General features: G+C 48.4%; 15 protein-coding genes. 6 read left to right on the top strand and 9 right to left on the bottom strand.

Annotated elements, in window-relative coordinates:
* Nucleotides 1-108: 108 nt before the first annotated feature.
* On the top strand, nucleotides 109-1,527 hold the full coding sequence (gene rimO / locus OX890_RS04900; RefSeq protein WP_198573078.1) for a 30S ribosomal protein S12 methylthiotransferase RimO: 1,419 nt from the start codon (nucleotides 109-111) through the stop codon (nucleotides 1,525-1,527).
* Between the two features lie 210 nt (nucleotides 1,528-1,737).
* Here rimO and fumC read toward each other — a convergent pair whose 3' ends face one another.
* The gene (gene fumC, locus OX890_RS04895) at nucleotides 1,738-3,141 is read right to left on the bottom strand and encodes a class II fumarate hydratase (protein WP_268650179.1); all 1,404 of its coding nucleotides are present in this window, start codon (nucleotides 3,139-3,141) and stop codon (nucleotides 1,738-1,740) included.
* A gap of 216 nt (nucleotides 3,142-3,357) precedes the next feature.
* Complete coding sequence (locus OX890_RS04890; RefSeq protein WP_006083236.1) at nucleotides 3,358-3,582, bottom strand: ribosome alternative rescue factor ArfA; 225 nt, start codon at nucleotides 3,580-3,582, stop codon at nucleotides 3,358-3,360.
* Nucleotides 3,583-3,857: 275 nt separating this feature from the next.
* On the opposite strand from OX890_RS04890, the gene OX890_RS04885 reads away from it, so the two are divergent.
* Complete coding sequence (locus tag OX890_RS04885; protein WP_126491094.1) at nucleotides 3,858-4,706, top strand: substrate-binding periplasmic protein; 849 nt, start codon at nucleotides 3,858-3,860, stop codon at nucleotides 4,704-4,706.
* A gap of 269 nt (nucleotides 4,707-4,975) precedes the next feature.
* Nucleotides 4,976-7,102 (top strand): TonB-dependent receptor, encoded by a 2,127-nt coding sequence (locus OX890_RS04880; protein WP_268650178.1) that lies wholly within the window; start codon nucleotides 4,976-4,978, stop codon nucleotides 7,100-7,102.
* A 252-nt stretch (nucleotides 7,103-7,354) separates the two neighbouring features.
* Here the strand turns inward: OX890_RS04880 and pmbA are convergent, their stop codons facing one another.
* On the bottom strand, nucleotides 7,355-8,698 hold the full coding sequence (pmbA, locus tag OX890_RS04875; protein WP_006083239.1) for a metalloprotease PmbA: 1,344 nt from the start codon (nucleotides 8,696-8,698) through the stop codon (nucleotides 7,355-7,357).
* A 437-nt stretch (nucleotides 8,699-9,135) separates the two neighbouring features.
* Between pmbA and yjgA the strand changes: the two genes are divergently transcribed.
* Both yjgA and OX890_RS04865 read left to right on the top strand, forming a co-directional pair.
* Nucleotides 9,136-9,672, top strand: coding sequence for a ribosome biogenesis factor YjgA (gene yjgA, locus OX890_RS04870; protein WP_105251298.1), 537 nt, complete (start codon nucleotides 9,136-9,138; stop codon nucleotides 9,670-9,672).
* A gap of 29 nt (nucleotides 9,673-9,701) precedes the next feature.
* Nucleotides 9,702-12,215: an Ig-like domain-containing protein gene (locus OX890_RS04865; protein WP_268650177.1), complete on the top strand. Its 2,514-nt coding sequence runs from the start codon at nucleotides 9,702-9,704 to the stop codon at nucleotides 12,213-12,215.
* A gap of 138 nt (nucleotides 12,216-12,353) precedes the next feature.
* Here OX890_RS04865 and OX890_RS04860 read toward each other — a convergent pair whose 3' ends face one another.
* A complete protein-coding gene (locus OX890_RS04860) occupies nucleotides 12,354-13,685 on the bottom strand; it encodes an APC family permease (RefSeq protein ID WP_268650176.1) in 1,332 nt (443 codons plus the stop codon).
* Nucleotides 13,682-13,837, bottom strand: coding sequence for a hypothetical protein (locus tag OX890_RS04855; RefSeq protein WP_268650175.1), 156 nt, complete (start codon nucleotides 13,835-13,837; stop codon nucleotides 13,682-13,684). The genes OX890_RS04860 and OX890_RS04855 overlap by 4 nt, the downstream gene beginning before the upstream one ends.
* Nucleotides 13,838-14,303: 466 nt before the next feature.
* Between OX890_RS04855 and OX890_RS04850 the strand changes: the two genes are divergently transcribed.
* Nucleotides 14,304-14,705, top strand: coding sequence for a hypothetical protein (locus tag OX890_RS04850; protein ID WP_006083244.1), 402 nt, complete (start codon nucleotides 14,304-14,306; stop codon nucleotides 14,703-14,705).
* Nucleotides 14,706-14,790: 85 nt separating this feature from the next.
* On the opposite strand, the gene OX890_RS04845 is transcribed toward OX890_RS04850, so the two are convergent.
* The 4 genes from OX890_RS04845 to OX890_RS04830 all read right to left on the bottom strand — a co-directional run bounded on the left by OX890_RS04845 (nucleotide 14,791) and on the right by OX890_RS04830 (nucleotide 19,627).
* Nucleotides 14,791-15,942 (bottom strand): ABC transporter permease, encoded by a 1,152-nt coding sequence (locus tag OX890_RS04845; protein WP_037392698.1) that lies wholly within the window; start codon nucleotides 15,940-15,942, stop codon nucleotides 14,791-14,793.
* 1 nt (nucleotide 15,943) lies between these two features.
* Complete coding sequence (locus OX890_RS04840) at nucleotides 15,944-17,161, bottom strand: ABC transporter permease (protein WP_268650593.1); 1,218 nt, start codon at nucleotides 17,159-17,161, stop codon at nucleotides 15,944-15,946.
* Nucleotides 17,162-17,241: 80 nt separating this feature from the next.
* A complete protein-coding gene (locus OX890_RS04835; protein ID WP_268650173.1) occupies nucleotides 17,242-18,216 on the bottom strand; it encodes an HlyD family secretion protein in 975 nt (324 codons plus the stop codon).
* Nucleotides 18,206-19,627 carry a TolC family protein gene (locus OX890_RS04830; RefSeq protein WP_268650172.1) on the bottom strand — a complete coding sequence of 474 codons (1,422 nt, stop codon included), beginning with the start codon at nucleotides 19,625-19,627 and terminating at the stop codon, nucleotides 18,206-18,208. The genes OX890_RS04835 and OX890_RS04830 overlap by 11 nt, the downstream gene beginning before the upstream one ends.
* Nucleotides 19,628-19,812: the final 185 nt, after the last annotated feature.

Here is a 19,812-nt window from a genome sequence, read left to right as displayed (position 1 = left end):
TTCAGCGCCCCAGTTGTACACTTTTCAGCCAAAGCTACTGTACCTTTTAATCACTTCAGGTATAATCCGCCAACTTTTTTAAGGCGGCTTATACCTCAGCGAGAAACCATGACAGTTGAAACTTTTAAACCCAAGCAAACGACCACGCTTGATATCCCAGTCAAAACATTAGAAGCAGCAAGCACTAATGCTGTTACCACTGGGAATCGCATCGGTTTCGTGTCTTTGGGCTGCCCAAAAAACCTCGTGGATTCAGAGCGTATTCTGACTCAGTTACGCATCGACGGCTACGAAGTCACTAATAGCTACGACAATGCCGACTTAGTTATCGTCAATACCTGCGGCTTTATCGATGCTGCGGTGGAAGAGTCTCTAGATGCTGTGCGTGAAGCCTTAGAAGAAAACGGCAAAGTGATCGTCACTGGCTGCCTTGGCGCCAAAGAAAACCAAATCCGCGAAGTGCACCCAGATGTGTTAGAAATCACTGGCCCACACAGCTACGAAGCCGTGTTGAAGCACGTTCATAAATATGTGCCTAAGCCAGAGCACAACCCTTTCACCTCATTAATCCCACAAACTGGGGTTAAGTTAACGCCTAAGCATTACGCTTATTTAAAGATTTCAGAAGGTTGCGACAACCGTTGTACTTTCTGCATTATTCCTTCGCTACGTGGCGATCTCGACAGCCGCCCAGCGGGCAGCATCTTAGATGAAGCTAAGCGTTTAGTGGAATCAGGCGTACAAGAAATTCTAGTTGTGAGCCAAGACACCTCGGCCTACGGCAAAGACAAAGGCGGTCGTACCGATTTTTGGAACGGTATGCCAGTCAAGCAAGACATTACTAGCCTAGCGCGCCAACTGGGTAAAATGGGCGCTTGGGTGCGTCTGCATTATATCTATCCCTACCCATGGGTTGACGATTTGATCCCGCTAATGGCGGAAGGTTTAATCCTGCCGTATTTGGATATTCCAATGCAGCATGCTAGCCCGCGCATCCTGAAGATGATGAAGCGTCCAGGCCGTGTTGACCGTCAGTTAGAAGCGATTCAACGCTGGCGTGAAATTTGTCCCGATCTAGTGATCCGCTCGACCTTCATCGTCGGCTTCCCAGGTGAAACCGAAGAGGATTTCCAAATCCTGCTCGATTTCTTAAAAGAAGCACGTCTTGATCGCGTCGGTTGCTTTAAGTATTCTGAAGTCGATGGCGCTGTCGCCAACACTATCGCTGAGCTTATCAGCGAAGAAGTGAAAGAAGACAGATACCACAGATTTATGGAACTCCAAGCCGAGATCAGCGCCGAGCGTTTAGCCCGTTTCGTTGGCCGTACTTTAGATATTCTGATTGATGATGTAGACGAAGAAGGCGCCATTGGCCGCAGCTTCGCCGATGCACCTGAAATCGACGGCATGGTGTTTATCAATGGTGAAACTGAGCTGGAACCTGGTATGTTGGTTCGTGCCCGCATCACCCATTCAGACGAACACGATCTGTGGGCCGAAGTAGTCGACGCTGACACCCAAGACTAAGCTGTTCTGATATAGGACAGGCTATGACTCAAAAGCGAACCTCTGGTTCGCTTTTTGTTTTTATCATTTCGTAAGCATTAACACTGCGAATGCTTCAGCATCCTTACTCCACTGTTTCTTCACACTGTCTTGGCCCACGATATTGATTCATTGCCAGCCTCAATTTCGCTGATTTATCAGCAGCTAGAATGAGACGTTATGAATTAAGCATTAAGCATCGGGCCCCAACATCTTATTGGCATCAACCCAAAGCTCGAATTCTTCTGCCGTCACAAACTCAAGTTCTAATGCCGCTTGGCGCAGTGTCTTATGCTCGCTATGGGCTTTTTTGGCTATCTTAGCGGCCTTTTCATAACCGATATGTTGATTTAGCGCCGTCACTAACATGAGTGAATTTTCCACATGTAGCGCGATTTGTGACTCGTTCGCCACTATGCCGACCACGCAATGATCGCGAAACGATTGGCAAGCATCCCCCAATAAGCGCCCAGATTGCAGCACATTGGCGATAATCATCGGCTTAAACACATTGAGCTCAAACTGACCATTGCTGCCGCCAATCCCAACGGCGACATCATTACCCATGATTTGCGCGCACACCATAGTCATAGCCTCGACCTGAGTTGGGTTCACTTTTCCCGGCATGATCGACGAACCGGGTTCATTTTCAGGCAGTAATAACTCACCAATGCCACAGCGCGGGCCAGAACCTAACATCCTAATATCATTTGCGATCTTCATTAAACTAACCGCCGCCACTTTATAGGCCGCCGACAGGGAGACTAATTCATCGTGGGCAGCAAGGGCAGCAAACTTATTCGGCGCCGTCACAAAGGGCAAGCCCGTGAGTTTTGCGATATTGTCCGCCACCTTAACGGCGTAATCCTTGTGTGTATTCAGCCCAGTGCCCACGGCGGTCGCACCTAAGGCTAACTCGGCCACACGCTTAAGACTGTGCTCAATGCCTTCGATGCCATGACTTAACTGCGCGGCGTAACCCGAAAACTCTTGGCCTAACGTTAACGGTGTTGCATCCATAAAATGTGTGCGACCGATTTTAACGATTTGCGCAAACTCCTCGGCCTTCTTCTGTAAGCTCTGCTGCAATAACCTCATGCAGGGCAAAACGAGCTCAACCGCTTGGCGATAGGCGGCAATGTGCATGGCGGTGGGAAAAGTATCGTTGGAAGATTGCGAGCGATTAACATCGTCATTGGGATGTAAACATTTAACCGCATCGGTGAGTTGCCCACCTGAGAGCACATGGCCGCGATAGGCGATCACCTCATTGACGTTCATATTGGTTTGCGTGCCCGAGCCCGTTTGCCAAATCACCAAGGGAAATTGCGTATCGAGTTCGCCCGCAATCAGCTCATCGCACACTTGGGCAATCAGTTGGGCTTTAGCTTGAGTCAAAGTGCCGAGTTGTTGATTGGTGATGGCGGCGGCCTTTTTGAGATAACCAAATGCATGGATCACTTCAATCGGCATTGACGCTTCGACACCGATACGAAAGTGCTGCCGTGAACGCTCGGTTTGCGCGCCCCAATAACAGTCTGCGGGGACTTTTATCTCACCCATAGTGTCGTGTTCGATTCGATATTGCTGTGCCATGCGCATCTCCTTCGCTAAAACCCTCTAAGCGTTCACCATACTCGCTCAGGGTAAAAGTACCAATTCATTCCAAGCTAAGCTCTCAGAAGGAAAGCGACTATCGGCAATAAAGCTGATTTAAGCGTAAAGACGGATGTTGAGGCTGGCGAAGTAGCAGTAACGGGCAGGACTAACGAGGGACTAAAGCAAGCGGGCTAAAACAGGGGAAACAACAGATTAACAAAAGCTCAGACGTAGAAAGTCAAAAGGGGCATCGCCCTTGTGCTGATGCCCCTTTCGGTTTTGTGCCTTACGGTCATATGACCCTTTGCCCTTTTTGGCTTTCTCGGTGCGGGTCCTAAACAGGGGACTCGTCACTAACGCTTTAAGTGCGTTGTCGGTAATGGTGCCTCGGCCACTTTCGTGTTCTAAGGTCATATTTTGCGGTTTTTGCTTAGTCATTTTATCCCTCACTGCTTAATGAAAGTTAAGCCCATGGCCTAACAGCGCAAACTATAACGCAATCAAATCAGATGTACAGAGTTTGTGCACTCCAACATAAAAAATGGCGTTGACTAATAGGAAAGTATGATAGATTATTCAAACAAAAATAATATATTAAGCTTAATAATCAATAAGATTTAGTTAATGAATTTTAAGATTTAGTTTACGGATTTTGCCATAACCTTTATTGGCACTCAGGTTACACTTTGTAATCGACAGATAAGGAGATCAATTTGAAATCCACGTTAGTCGCTCAACCTTGGCTCGGCGCACTGCTCTTACTGATGACACTTCAAGCTCCGCTCGCCAATGCCTTTTCCAGTTCAGACGCCTGTGTGATTACCATGGGGTATCGCACCAGCGAACGCTTACCTTTTATTGGAGATGAGCCCAATAACACGGGATTTTATCACGACCTTTACCAAGCGGCAGCGGACAAGATTGGCTGCAAACTCAATGTGGTGCGCGCACCTAAATTACGCATACTGCGGGATCTCAAACTCGGCAATATCGACTTTTATCCCGGGCTTAACTTCACCGAAGATCGGGCTAAATACGCGCACTTTATCCCTAATGGACTTTCGGAACGCGCCATAGGCATTAGCCGTGCGGGCGCCGCCGATATTCGCTCGATTGAGCAGTTAGTCAACAATAAGATGACCCTCTTAATCGCCCCCGGCAGTTACGACTTTGGCGGCCTGCCGGACAAAATACAAGTACGTAAACCGCCTGAACTCAATGTGTCTAAAGCCTTGGATTATTTGCTTACTAACCAAGGGGATTTTTTCATCTATGATCAAACCACACTGCATTATTACCTTAACGATCGCGACCCCACTCAGTTCAAACTCCACTATAACTGCTGCCAATCAGCGCAGGAAATGTACCTCGGCTTCTCTAAAAAAAGCCGCCACTACCGCGGTAGGCACAACCCTAACTATCGCGCCGAAAACCCCATCAGCCCAGACAATAATCCCACAGTGTTAGCGCCTGATTCTAAAGCTTTCCAGTTTGCCAAAGCACTCGCTGCCATGGATTCCCAAGGCGAAACTCAGCGGCTGTATAGCAAGTATTTTGGTTAGCTCAAGTCTTAAAAACTCACGCCTCCTCTAACGGCCGATAAAGCAGGATTCCATTGATGTGCTTATCGATGATTGATGAGCACAATGTTTAAAGAGTCAAAGAAAATCATGGCCTAAGTGATTCAAGTGCGAGGAATTTACCTTCTGCTCAAGCTCAATTCTGTTTTTAACCCGCTTTGTTGCCCTCTGCGACAATATGCCGCACCTGTCACTCATAGATGCTCTTTATAATGCAGCGCAATTAATCCAAGTGAATGGAAGACAATAAGATGGCTGCAAATTCTGCGTATTTATCTCACCCGTTTAAAACTTCAGTAATTTCCTCATCCCTCGCAATCGCCATGGGCTTATCGCTAGCGCCACAGGCAATGGCCGATGACAGCGAATTAGCCAATATTGAACGCTTAGAAGTCCACGGCCAACAGACCGAAAACCGCAACACGCTAGGTTCGGCTGAAAACCTGCTGAAAGGACAAGGAGTAGATTTCTCCGAAGCGGGTGGCGTATCAGCTCTGCCTATTCTCAATGGCATGATGGGCGATCGCATCAAAGTGTTAGTTGATGGTGCGGACATTACTGCTTCCTGCGCCAACCAAATGAATCCACCGCTGTCCTATATCTCCGCCAATCAAATCACTACAGCCGAAGTTATTGCGGGCGTATCGCCAGTCAGTGCCGGTGGCGACAATATTGCGGGCGTGATTAAGGTTAGCAGCCTTAACCCTAAATTTGGTGAAAGCGAGGCTATCAAGTGGAATAGTGGCGATATTTCAACGGGATACCGCAGCGTGAGTGACACTTTATTACTCGGTACCAACGCCACTGTCGCCAGCAAAAATGTCAGTCTTAGCTATCAAGGCGCCTATGAAGATGCCAACAGCTATAAAGATGGCAATGGCGATAAAGTCATCGATACCCTGTACCGCGCACAAAACCATGCACTGACCGCCGCATGGCGCGATGAGACTCAAGAAGTTGCCATCAAATTGACCCACCAAAATATTCCATTCCAAGGTTTTGCTAACCAATACATGGACATGACGGATAACAAGAGTTACGGTGCCCTCGCCCGTTATCAACTCAAACTCGACGATGACGGTGAATTCAGTGCCCAAGTAAACTGGCACGGCGTGAAACACGAGATGGGCTTTTTCACCCCAGAAAAAACCGGCAAGATGCCAATGAACACTGAAGGTGATGACTACAGCTATCAACTGCACTGGCGTTTGCCAATGGGTGATGACAGCACCTTACTGGTCGGCCAAGAATATTATAGCTACCAGCTCGACGATGTTTGGCCTGCGGTGCCTGGCACTATGATGGCGCCCAATGACTACATCAACATCAACGATGGTGAACGCCGCCGCGCCGCCGTTTATGGCGAATGGCAGCAAGATTTGAGTCCAAGCTGGTGGTTATCGGCGGGTGTTCGCTTTGAGTATGTCACCACTAATACCGGTGAAGTCCAAGCTTATAGTGACATGCCAATGATGGGCATGCCGAATATGGATGCCGCTGCGGCGCAGGCCTTTAACGAGATGGACAGAGAGCGTAATGATGATCTGATTGACGCCACTTTACTGGCGCGCTATCAGTTATCGGCCAATCAACAACTTGAGTTTGGCCTTGCCCGCAAGAATCGAGCCCCCAATCTGTACGAGCGTTACAGCTGGGGTCGCGGCACTATGGCAACCACTATGATAGGTTGGTATGGCGATGGTAATGGTTATGTAGGTAATCCAGATCTTAAGCCAGAAACTGCCCATACCCTGAGCGCGGCCTACAAATATAACGGTGATAGCTGGCAAGTCTCGACCACAGCTTGGTACACAGCGGTGACTGACTATATCGATGCAGAAGTGATTGGCAGTTTCAATCGCACTAGCTCAGCTGATGGCAAACGCAATATTCTTCAATTCACTAACTTAGATGCCAATCTCTATGGTGCACGTTTTAATGCGCTCTATCAGTTTGCCGAAACCAGCACAGGTAAATGGCAAGTGTTAGGCAAAGTAAATGTGACCCGTGGTGAGCGAGATGAAGGCAATGAGCCTTTATATCAAATCAAGCCGCTGCAAACTGAGCTGGCACTGCAACATCAACTCGGTAACTGGGAAAACAGCCTTTCATGGCAATGGGTTGCGACCAAAGATCGCGTGGATGACCGCCGCCTTGAAAATGAAACCGATAGCTACTCCTTGCTTAACTTGAACAGCAGCATGAAATGGCAGGATCTGACTGTCACCTTCGCCGTGAATAACCTATTCGACAGTTACTATGAGCTGCCGCTGGGCGGTGTGAGTGTGGCGGAATTTAAGGCCGATAACACCAATGGCTTTAACCAGATTGCCGGTGCAGGTCGCTCGTTCGAACTCAGCGCAAGCTATGCGTTTTAACGACCGATTTTAAAGGCACTGTTTTTAATAACATAGTTTTTAACCACATGGCTTTTTAACGACACGGTTTTTTAGGGCGAATAACTCTAATCCAAACGTTAAACAAAAAGGGCAAGCAGATTAAGTGATTAATCGCTTGCCCTTTTTTATGCTCAAACCATATTCATGCTACTAGCGCTAAAGCACAGGCACTAAAACGCTGAGACGACTTAAGCGTACTATGCAGCACGGCTGAACGAGTGAAGCTATGGATTAGTTACCCGCAATCTTCATTTCAGATAACAGGATACCGCCGGTACGAATCGATGAGCGCAGATCAAAATCCTTACTCACGGCTTGCACGCCACGGAACATCTCTTTCAAGTTACCCGCGATAGTGATTTCTTCCACTGGATATTGGATCTCACCATTTTCAACGTAGAAACCCGCCGCACCTCGGGAATAATCGCCCGTTACCATGTTCACGCCTTGGCCCATAACTTCGGTCACAATCAAACCTGTGCCCATGTCTTTTACCAATTCGTCGAAGGTTTGGCCTGTGTGGCCGAGCGTCCAGTTATAAATACCACCCGCGTGACCCGTGTTGGTTAAGCCTAACTTGCGCGCCGAGTAGCTGGTCAGCAAATAGGTTTCTAACATGCCGCGGTCGATAATCCGTCTATCTTGGGTCGACACGCCTTCGCTGTCGTAGTTCGCGCTCGCCAGTGCGCCCAGTAAATGCGGCTGTTCTTCAATATTGAACCAATCGGGGAAGATTTGGGTGTTGATCGAATCCAATAAGAAACTGGATTTACGGTATAAACTGCCACCGCTGATCGCACCGATGAAGTGGCCGATTAACCCTGTGGCGATATCTGGCGCCAATAAAATAGGTAAACGCGTGGTAGCAATCTTGCGCGCACCGAGGCGGCTTACTGTCTTCTCGGCTGTTTTTAAACCGACCGTTTCAGGTGCAAGCATCTCGCTGAATTTACGGGCGATAGTGTAATCGTAATCCCGTTGCATATTGCCTTCGCTATCTTCACCGATCACGCTGCAGCTTAAGCTATAACGCGAGCTGCAATACCCGTTTAAGAAACCGTGGCTGTTGCCATACACTTTAACCGCAGTGTGAGCATTGGCACTGGCGCCGTCGGAATTATTAATGCGCGGATCGGCATCGAGTGCCGCAGTTTCGGCGCGGATCGCCAGTTGGGCTAACTCATCGGGGGAAATATCTTCTGGATAATACAGCTGAAGATCGCGGATCTGAGTTGCCATCAAGGCTTTATCGGCAAGACCACTGAATGGATCGGGAGAAGTATAACGGGCGATATCGTCGGCCGCTTTCACCGCTAAGGCGATGGCCTCTGGACTTAAATCCGACGTTGATGAACTGCCCTTGCAACCATCGCGGTAAACCGTAATCCCTAAGGCACCATCTTTATTAAATTCAACGGTTTCGACTTCTTTTAAACGGGTAGAAACCGACAAACCTTGTTGTTTACTGATTGCCACTTCGGCAGCATTCGTTCCTAATTTGTTGGCATATTCCAGCGCCACGGCCACCGCATCTTTCAGCGCGCCCAATTCACTATCGATTCTGTTCAAAGACACAAAGCTACTCTTTCGTTGTCGGCAATTGCCGTAGCATAACAAACACAAAACCCATTCACATTAATTATTCGCGGCCGACTTAGGCTTGAGAGCGTATCCTATACCCAAACAACCTGAAGATGCAGGATTCAGCGGGAGTTTAACGCACTTTAGGCAAGGCGGTTATTTGCAGGCCTAGCGGGCTAAGTTAAAAATAACCAACACAGCATAAAGTGCGTTAAAACCCGCCGGGACGGAGCGCCTAGGGCACTCCACTTCCGTGTTGCATCAATTCAAAAGGTGGCCGACATTCTGTCATTGATGCGCCTTGAATTGAAGCACCCTAGGCGCTCTGAAACTCGTATCTTCAGGTAGCTTGGGTATAAACACATTCACCTAGGCGATTTTTGGTTGGAGATGTTATTATTAGCCAGTAAATTACTTGAGGTTTTATCTATATGAAGATTGTTGGTGATTCAGAACATTTTAAACAGCCCTACGACATAGATGAAGATTATGTCAGCAGCAAAACAACGGACAAGCGCGACAGCGAAGCCGTGCAAAAAGTCGGTATGGAGCTTGTTTCACTGAGCAAGACTCAGCTAGATAAAATCGAGCTGGATGAGTTTTTGTACGACGCTATCCTGCAAACACGCAAAATCAAGGTCAATACTGAGGCGTATCGTCGCCACATGCAGTATATCGGCAAATTGATGCGTAATTTTGATATTGAGCCTATCAAGGCTTCACTCGCTATCGTGTTGAATAAAAACAACAACGAAACTGCGAAGTTGCAGATGTTCGAAAAAATGCGTGAACGCTTACTCACCCAAGGTGATGATGAAATTCAAACTGTCGTCGAGCATTATCCGCAATTAGACAGACAAAAACTGCGTACTTTGGTGCGTCAAGCCACCAAAGAACTGGCCAAAGGTCCAGAATCAAAATCATCTAAAGAGCTGTTTAAATATCTACGCAGCGAAATCCAAGACTAATTAACTTCAGCCCCACAAGGATGTTGCTTATGCGACTTAGCAAAACGTTATCGGTATTTTCTTGGGCATTACTGGGCGCATTAGCGCTCAGTGGTTGTAACGGCGCCGCAGATGGCACCGACACTGACGGTACAACAGACAGCTACAGCTTAACACTGGGCTATAAAACTGTAGTCAACGGCAAGTGTGCCGATACAACCACTAACTTAAGCTTTGCTTCCGATGCTAGTTTTTGTGCCGTCGCCACCTTAAAAAAAGGCTCGAGTAAACTCAGCGGTCAGCTCGTTAGCTTCACTGCCACTTTAGGCACTGTTGCGCCTGCAACTAAACTCACCAATGCCGATGGCGTTGCCGAAGCCATCATTTCTAACCCTACGTTAACCGAAGAAGCCGGTACAGCAACGGTTAGCTATACGCCGTCAGATGCCGACGCATTAACTGCGAGTCGTAACTACGAGTTCGTTGGTTCAGGCAGTGGCAGCACAATTGAAACGCCTAAACTCAGCGCCAGTATTTTAAACAGCGCAGCCTTAGTGACTCGCTTTAAAGTCGATGAGCCAGTGCAACTGCAAGCCATATTGCTCGATAGCGAAAGCAAAGGTATCGAAGGCGCGAAAGTGACGTTCACCGCAGGTTCTGCAGCGCTGAATCCTGCAAGTGCGCTGACCAACACCCAAGGTATTGCGCAGGTGCCCTATACGCCAAGTGCAACTGAATTAGGGGCAAACTCCCTCACAGTAACAGTGGACTATCAAGGTCAATCGTTGCAAACCAGCAGTCTGTATGAAGTGTTGAGTAAAGATGCGGTCAATCAAGAAGGTACGCTGAAACTCGGCTCATTCAATGGCGCTGTTTTTACCGAAGGCAAATTGGCGAGTACCTTAACGGCCGATGCCAATAGCGCATATACAATCAGCGCAGGTGGCAGCTTTGGGGTGACCGCAAGTTTAGTCTTAGAGGCCAATGACGGTACTATTACCCGAGTGCAAGCACCCTCTTCCATCAGCTTTAGCTCAGATTGCACCAGCAGTAATAGTGCGACACTCGATACCCCAGTTACGACCTTATCGGGTAATGCGAGCTCAACCTTCCAAGACACCAGTTGCAGTGGCAACAGTGAACGTAGCGACCAAATCATCGCCACGACAGTGGCCGGCAATCAGACGCTAACGGCGAATTTCCCGTTCACACTGCAACGCCAAACACTTGCCAGCTTAAGTTTTGAGTCGGCAGAGCCGGCACAAATTCGCATTAAAGGTGCGGGCGGCACAGGTTCAAGCGAATCCTCTTTAGTCAGCTTCAAAGTCACCAGCGCTAATGGTCAACCCGCAGCGCAACAGAAAGTCAGCTTTACCTTAGACACTGTGGTTGGCGGTTTAAGTTTTGCCAATGGCACTGCGAATGCGCAAAGCCTGACTAACTCCCAAGGTATCGCCAGTGTGCGCGTATTATCCGGCACAGTACCGACACCCGTGCGCGTAGTCGCTACTGCCGTTGACGCTGATACGAGCGAAGTCATCACTAGCCAGTCAGAGCAACTAACAGTCAATACCGGCTTACCGCAACAGCTTGGGTTTAGTCTAGCAACTACGAATGCCAATCCTGAAGCGGGTAATGTAGATGGTGAGAAAGTCACAGTGACCGCTAGACTGTCCGATAGTTTTGGCAACCCAGCGCCAAATGACACAACAGTTAACTTTACCAGTGAAGGCGGCCAAATAGAGCCAAGCTGCTTAACCCAAAATGGTGCCTGTAGCGTCACTTGGACCTCGAGCGATCCAAGACCTCAGGACCATCGTATAACTGTGCTAGCTTATGCGTTAGGCCATGAAACCTTTTTCGATACCAATGGTAACAACCAGTTTGATTCAGCCGATGGTGGTGCAATTCTAAAAGCCTGCTTAATGAATGGCGCCCCCGTTGCCTGTCGTGGTAACGGCCTAGATGTAGAAACATTCCACAACTCAGGTTTTAGCGATTTGCCGACAGCCTTTCGCGATGATAACGAAAACTTCGCCTATGATAGTGGTGAACGTTATTTCGATAACCTCGCTAGCGACACCTATAAAGGTGCCGATGGCAAGTTTAACGGTCCTCAATGTCAAGGCGCACTCTGCGGAACAGGACAAGCCAATAAAACTTACGTCCGCAAAGCTGTCGTGATGATAATGTCTGGCTCTAAAGCGTATTTCACCCTGTGGCAAGATGGTGTCAAAGTATATGAAGATCACCAAGGTCAAAATATTCTTAACAATCTTGATTCGTTAACGGCCATACCAGCTGGGCAAACATCCAAATTTATCGTAAAACTCTACGATAGTGCCGATCAAATTATGCCCTCTAGTACAACGCTTAATGTAGATGCAGATAAAGGTGAATTACTGTCAACGCCTTATACTGTGCCTAAAACGAATGATGCTAATGCAAGTATGGCGGACTTTTACCTCAAAAATACTGAAACCGCTAGCAGCCAAGTGGTGCTAACAGTGAACACACCTCGTGGTGTCCAAACCCTACTTAAGTTCAATGTTCTGCTGCAATAATAGCTAATTAACACATAAACAAAAGACCCGCGAATGCGGGTCTTTTCAATTGGACGTTTTATTAGAAGACTATGATGCCTCAATCAAACCCTTGTCAGTTGTTAGCAATAGCTGCGACTCTACAATCCTATGCTGCAACTAATTTTGTAACTCTACAGTTCGGCGTAAACGTAAGCTACGCAGGGCTAGATATAAGGCTCCCACTGCAGCCCAAATCAATCCCAACTCTAAAGACTGTGGCTCTAAGTTTGCCCAAAGCACACCAATAGTGCCGGCGCCACACAGGGGCAAGACTAAGTATTGCAGGTGATCCTTAAAGGATTGATTACGTCGCTCCCTCACATAAAACTGCACAATGACGGATAAGTTAACGAAGGTGAATGCCACTAAGGCGCCAAAATTAACTAAGGCTAAGGCCATTTCCAAATCAAATGATACCGCAGACAGCGCCAATGCCCCCACCAACAAAACATTAAATGCAGGGGTGCGCCACTTAGGGTGGATATAAGCAAACCCTTTACGTGGCAGCATGTTGTCCCGCCCCATCACATACAAAATCCGTGCAACCCCAGCATGGGCAGCCATACCGGATGCCAACACCGCCACAGTAGTCGCCACTAATACGATGGACTGGAATAGGTTTCCTCCAACGTAGAGTGCGATTTCGGGCAACACAGCATCAAGCTCCTGGAAGCGGGAAATGTCGGGGAAATAAAGTTGAAGAAAATAAGACACGCCGACAAAAATCACCCCACCAATCAAGGCGGTCAACACAATCGCGCGAGGAATAACACGTTGAGCATCTTTAGTTTCTTCGGTCAGCGAGCTCAAACCGTCAAAGCCGAGGAAGGAAAAACACAGAATAGTGGCACCAGTAAATAACGGCACAATCGACATATTCTCGGCATAAAATGGTCGCACGCTTGCAATCACACCTTCGCCCTCACCAAGGGAAATGCTATAGGCCATTAGACCAATAAACACGAGGATAATGGCGATTTGCACAAACACTATCACCCCATTAAAGTTAGCCACCAGATCAATCCCTTTAAGATTGAGCAGGGTCATTATGGTAACGAGTGCGAAAATGAAGATCCAAGGTTCGACAGTGGGGAACATGGCAGTTAAATAGATTTTTGCCAGCAACATGTTGATCATTGGCATAAACATATAATCAAGTAGCGACGACCAGCCCACCATAAAACCGACATTCGGACTAAAAGTTTTCTGGGCGTAGGTGTAGGCTGATCCTGCGTAGGGATATTTACGCACTAAGTGGCCGTAACTGAACGCGGTAAACAAAATTCCCGCCAGCGCGAATAGATAAGACGTAGCCACATGGCCAGAGGTAATCTCAGAAACAATACCAAAGGTGTCAAAAACAGCCATAGGCGTGAGATAGGCGAGCCCCATCACTACCACTTGCCATAAATTGAGGGTCTGCTTCAAACCCGGTTTGTGTTGACTCATGAGCACGCCCCCATTGCACAGGGGTGAACAACTAACCATGCATCTGCAATTGGTTCTGGCATGTGACTCACCATCAGCACTTTAGGCTTAATGGCTAACTCAACAACTTGATTTACGGCAATGACCGAAAATTCGGTGCACAACAGCCCCATTGATTTGTCCTCATTAAAATAGGTTCAGCCGAACCTCATATCATTTCCGGATGTTTACCGGCCTCAATTGTTTTAAAACACATACTCTCTAAATAAAAATAACCGAGATACTGAGTACCTCGGCCATTTTTTCGGCGCGCATTCTCCCCCAAAACCCGCAAGAAGACAACCCAACAAGGACACTTTGCTGGCTATCTGCGCGATGAAAGTTAAATTAACGGAACAGACAAGGATAAAGATGGCTTAAAGCAGTTTAAACACTGAAACACGCGACAGGAATACAAGAGTAAGACTGATGACATACCGAAGGACAAGCTCAATACAAGATAATTGTTCATTTGTATTAAATTTGTTATTGGAAATGAAGCAGATATAGATATAATCGTTCGGCAAAAAATTAAACAGGGGCCGTTTAATTTGCGAAGCGACTGCTTCATTTGTTTTATCGCATCAAAAGGAAGATGAAATGCGTAAAATTACTTTAATCTCTCTGGCCATTGGCAGCTGTTTTCTCGCCGCCTGCGCCGCAAAACCACCTATTATCGCTCAAGAAAAAACTGTTGAAATCGATGGTATTAACTTAGTTTTTGGTGGCAGTTTTGATACAGAACGAAAAAACATTTCACTCTCAGTGAATGGCGACTCTGTTATGAAAGGCACTTTCCCTCCTTACACTCCTACTCAACATTTGAGCGGCAAATACAAGGATTTCAAGATTTCTAGCCAATGCTATTTCGGCTCAGTGCTCAGCAGCCAAGGTGGCGCATTTGGCGCGATTGCCGGCGTCATTCAAGCGACTAAATCGAGCTCAGGCGATAAGTGCGATATGCTCGTGGATGGTAAAATTGTTGAAAGTCTCTACTTCTAAAGATTAATTCCAGAAGTACCTAAACTGCCCCTGTAAAGTACAAGACCTGTAAACACTCGCGAGATGCTCTGTCCCGCGAGTCCCATCAAAGCTGATTAGCTTCAGCCAACAATCTCGCTCTGCGCTTAATACCCAAGATCGCTAAGCCAAAAAAGACGGCAAATAAGCCCCAGAGTTGTAGCCACTTAGGCATCACACTCGCCCAACTTGCGCCCATTTGATTGAGCTCTAGCATGCCCATAATTGCGGGAACGGCAGGGATAAACTGCGAACCTAAAACCAGAGGTTCAGGAATGAGCGCTATCGGCCAGACAAAACCAGACACGAATAGAATCGGCATTGAAATCAACAACAATACTTGGGTCGGTAAATCGCGGCGGGTAAACAAGGTGCTCATGGCGACCCCAGCAGCGGCGGTAGCCAATAAAAAAGGCAACAACCATAACGCGACAACACCCAGGCTCGCCTGAATGCTGACGTTATACCAGTGATAACAATAGCCGATGTAAAAGCTGGTAAAGAAGAGATAAATCAACATGAAGGCGAGTATTCGCCCACATAAGAGTTGTACGGGCGAGACCTGCTGCCAATAGCCTTTCTGGCGCCATTGCCCTGCCCCTAAAATGCCTGTGCCTATGAGCAAGGTTTGATGCAAGATCAGCAAAAATAGTCCAGGTACTACATAGGGCGTATAACCTAGGCTTGGGTTAAAGGCGGGCACGCTATTGAGGTGAATCGAGTTGACACTCTGCTCAGCCTGTTTAGGATTTGTGCCTTGGGCCAACATGCCAATCAATTGCACTTGCTTACCCGCGTCCATACCCGCGCTCACTAAGCCTTCAACAACCGCGGAGTAAATCAGGAAATAACTGGCATCGCCGCCATAACTTAACGTCACTCCCTTACCCAGCATTAAGTCGCGGCGGAAACCTTCTGGGATCACCAGTAAACCGTGGGCCTTGCGCGTCTCAATAAAACGCTTCGCCTCGGTAATCGAACCGACTTGGCCTATGACTTGGATTTTTGCACTGGCGTCGGCGTGGCGGATCAACTGGCGGCTTAAGGACGAATGATCTAAGTCCACCACGATCAGCTGTTGCTCAGTAGGCACTTGGTTTAAATAGGGTAAAGGATACAAAATCGAATAAAACAGCACGCCACCAAACAAGGTCACTGCGATCGCTTTATCGCTAATAATGGCCTTAAGTTCAGTTAACATCAGTCGCCACATGTTCATCCTATTGCCCCTTCGCAGGTAAGGCTGCGTCCGAGTCATATGCAGTCACGATAGTATTGGCGGTGATCGTGATGGGCAGTAATTTACGCGATAACAAATAGATCAAAGGCAGCAAACAGATAAAGCCCCAATAACTGCTAAGTTGGCTCGCCACATTCGGCCAAGCGGCGCCGTAACTGACGACGCTCACATGGGACTCAATATAGTGACTTGACGGCATTATCTGTCGCCACCACTGCGCCAATTGCGGCATATCATGGGTGGGGAAAGTGATCCCCATAAAGGCAAAAGCGGGCGCAAATAAAGCTGTGCAAAAACTGATAACCCGCGCACTGTCACGCATTACCACAAAGATTAATAACACCACACTCCAGACCGCCAGCAACATCACTAATTGCGCTAACAGCAATAGGGCTAAACTGCCGGCCATCGGCAGCGCGAGATACAAGTACAGCCAAGCTAAAATAAAGCCGCCCTGCAGCATCAATATCGGCGTAAACAACACTAATTTCGCCAGCACCTTAGGCCAAAAATGCTCGGTTAAGGTATTCGATATGCCATTGACCTGAGTCGTGGGCGCTAAATGCAGCTCTCGATTTAAGCTGTTGGCCATGACCAACATAGATAATAATTGCCACAGCGCCACGAGCACTGGCGGCACTAAGAATCCTATATAGTTGTTATTTCGGTTAAACAAAGCCGTTGTTTGGCTTTTGATTGGGCTTAAATTGACTGCCACTTGGGATTTAGGTGTACCGTTGGCGAGCTGTTTTAAGCCCGCGACTTGCAACAAACCGTCACCCAGACTCAGCTGAATTTGGCTTGAGAGTAACTTACCCACCAGCAAAAATTGACTGTTGTAGCGCACATCTATGGTGGGCTTGTGGCCAGTGAGCAAATCTTTTTTCATATCATAGGGAAAGACCACTATAGCGTAGACTTTCGCCTGCTGCATCGCCGACACCGCCGCGGCTAAATCGGTGAAGTTTTGTGGCTCAGTCACAGGATTAGCCTTCAGCTGACGGGTCAGCATACGGCTTAATTGACTGTGGTCTTGATCGACAATCGCCACCGGCAGTTGCCTTGGTAAGCCTGCACTGAACAGCCACCACAGGCAGAAAATCCCGAGCAGCGGAATATAACTGATCAGCGCCAACTGCCAAGGATCGCGCCACAGGGCACTGAGTTCACGGCGAATTAACGCGATGAGCAAGGCCATAAAGCTTCTGCTCGATGGCTGTGATTCAGCTTTAGTCTTGTCGACTGTGTTAGCGTTGGGCGTGCGTTCAGTCACGGCTTTTACTCACTGCGCAGCAGCACAGACATGCCGACACGCAGATCGGCAATCGGCTGGCTTGGACGCAATTCCACTTCGAAGGTGCGCATATCAAAATCGTGGCCGCTCTCGGTCGAGCGCCATGTCGCAAAATCCCCCATCACGCTGATATGGGACACAGTAAAGTCCACATCTTGCCCGAGCGCCGGAATATTCAGCTGAACTTTTTGGCCTTGCTTGAAGCGCTTAAGTTGATCTTCACGCACTTGGAACACGGCCCATGAATCCTGCATGTCAATCAGGCTCACAATCGGAAAACCGCTCGGCGCTAATTCACCTGCCTGCAATAGCACGTCGCTGATTTCACCCGATTTAGGCGCACGCATTTGGCTATCTTGCATAATGGCGTTGACTTCTTTTACCGCACCTTCGGCCATACGGGCGTTCCCGGCGGCAGCAGCTTTGGTTTCGACCCGCGCGCCTTCCTGCGCCATTTGGTACATGGCTAATGCCGCTTGTTCTGTGTATTTCGCCGCTTGCCATTGGGTAAAGGCTTCATCGCGTTTTTGTCTTGCGGCCACGCCTTCGTTGAAGAGGTTTTCGACGCGGGTATAAGTGGTTTTAGCCAGCGTTGCAGCTGCCTGTGCCTTGAGCCATTGCTCTTTGGCCGCCATCACTTCTTGGCTACGAGCGCCGTTGTTGGCTTCAAGCTGCATCGCTTTAGCGGCATCGCGGCCACCTTCGGCTTGCATCAACTTAGCATCCAACTCAGGGCTGTTGATGGCGAACAGCAAATCCCCTTCGGCCACACTGTCACCACGGCGCACCAGCACTTGCTCAACACGGCCTGGCACCTTAGATGAGACATTGTATTCGCGGGCTTCAATCTGGCCCTGCAACAGACTCGGCTGCGGACTGTAAGCGAGCTTGAGGCCATAGGCCAAGATAAGGCCTAATGCGACCAACGCCACAAGGGCAAGTATTCTGTTAGCGCGCATTGTTTGTCTCCTGCACTTGGGTAAGGGCTATGGTACGACCGATAAATTCATCTAATTGACCACTGATGGCCATTAATCTGGCATAGGCTTGCACATAACGATAACGGGCGGCCAGTTGTTGAGTTTTGACTGCGCTGAGTTTCAGCTCGGCATCGACTCTGTCGATAGAAGTTGAAAGCCCTTGATTAAAGGCGATTTCCCGCAGGCGCAGGTTTTCGGTGGCGAGTTCAAGTGAGGTATCGAGCGCCTTCACTTCTTCTTCGGCCTGTAATAATTGGCGATAGCTTTGGTCCAGTAACAGACTCAAGTCTTGCCGCGTTTGCGCTTTGGTGTAACGGGCTTGCAAGAGTGCACTCTTGGCGGCCTCGACCTTACCACTGCGACCGTCGCGGCTGAGAATGGGCACTTTAACGCCGACGCCGACCATCCAATCGGGCTCTACCTGAGAAAACAGGCTGTCGTCTTCGTAAAGTGTGTAATTACCAAAGAGGAATACTGTGGGGTAATACTTGCCCTGTTCTAATGAAACCAAGCCATTGGCCTGAGCTTCCTTCGCTTCGAGCAATTTAAGCGCAGGATGTTGGCTCAGCGTCACTTGAGTGAGCTGACCTAAAGACGGCGCATGCGGCAAGACAAATAGAGGTGACTCAGTGCCAACATCGCTTTGCTGCAACATGCGCGACAGGGCAATAACTGCCATTTCGTGTTGACGGCGAGCGCTGCCTAAATTGACTTTGGCATTGTCTAAGGCGACCTGCGCATTGAGGCGCTCAACCTTAGCGATTTGCCCTTCTCGCTCTAACGCTAGCGCATGATCAACATGCTTAGTTAAAGAGCCGACAAGATCGGTTTGGGTATTCACCAATGCCAGCGTGACATCGACAGCGTAATATCTGTCCACCAGCAGGGTAAATAAATCACGGGTGGCAAGCTGTAACTCTTGTTGCTTCTCAGCCACCATAGCCGCGTGTATACCTTGGGCTGCAGTGATCTGCCCGCCCGTATAAATCGGCCACATGGCTTGTAAGCTCGCGCGGAAGATATCTTGCTCAGTAAAAGGCGTAACAAACATTGACCCCGGAATACTCGCCAGAGCTCCGCCAAGGGCTGGAGGTAAAGTCGCGGGATCAAGGGAGGCTAAGGGATTGAGATCCCGAAGATCCAGTTCAATCGGTTTTTCGAGGTGGGTATAACTGCCATTAATGCTCAAGGAGGGCAGATTTAAGCTCTCGCCCGCCTCTTCTTCACCTTTAGCGCGATTAACTTCCTGAGATTGCGCTTGCAACTTGTCGCTCACCTTCAGCACTTGTTGCCAAGCGTCGGTGAAGCTCGTGGGCTGGGCATGGCCAGCCAAAGGCAATAAACAAGGCAAGGGCAGTAAACACAGCCAAGCCACACGTGATAGTTTCATTAACACCTCTAGAGTAGTTACTCTAATTTCCTTTGCGAATGATAACATCCATCATGGTAAGCGGCTAGAAGGACGATCACAGAGGATCGAACCTAGTACTCTTCGACCGAGCGACTAAGGCGATTTATCTCAGTTTTGCTCCTTGGCGCTCAACATGCTCATGCACTGTAACATAGCCATGAGCA

Source organism: Shewanella sp. DAU305, from assembly GCF_026802235.1.
In the GTDB taxonomy this organism is placed as follows: domain Bacteria; phylum Pseudomonadota; class Gammaproteobacteria; order Enterobacterales; family Shewanellaceae; genus Shewanella; species Shewanella baltica.
The sequence above is the reverse complement of the archived record's forward strand: the minus strand, read 5'-3'. Positions and strand labels throughout refer to the sequence as shown.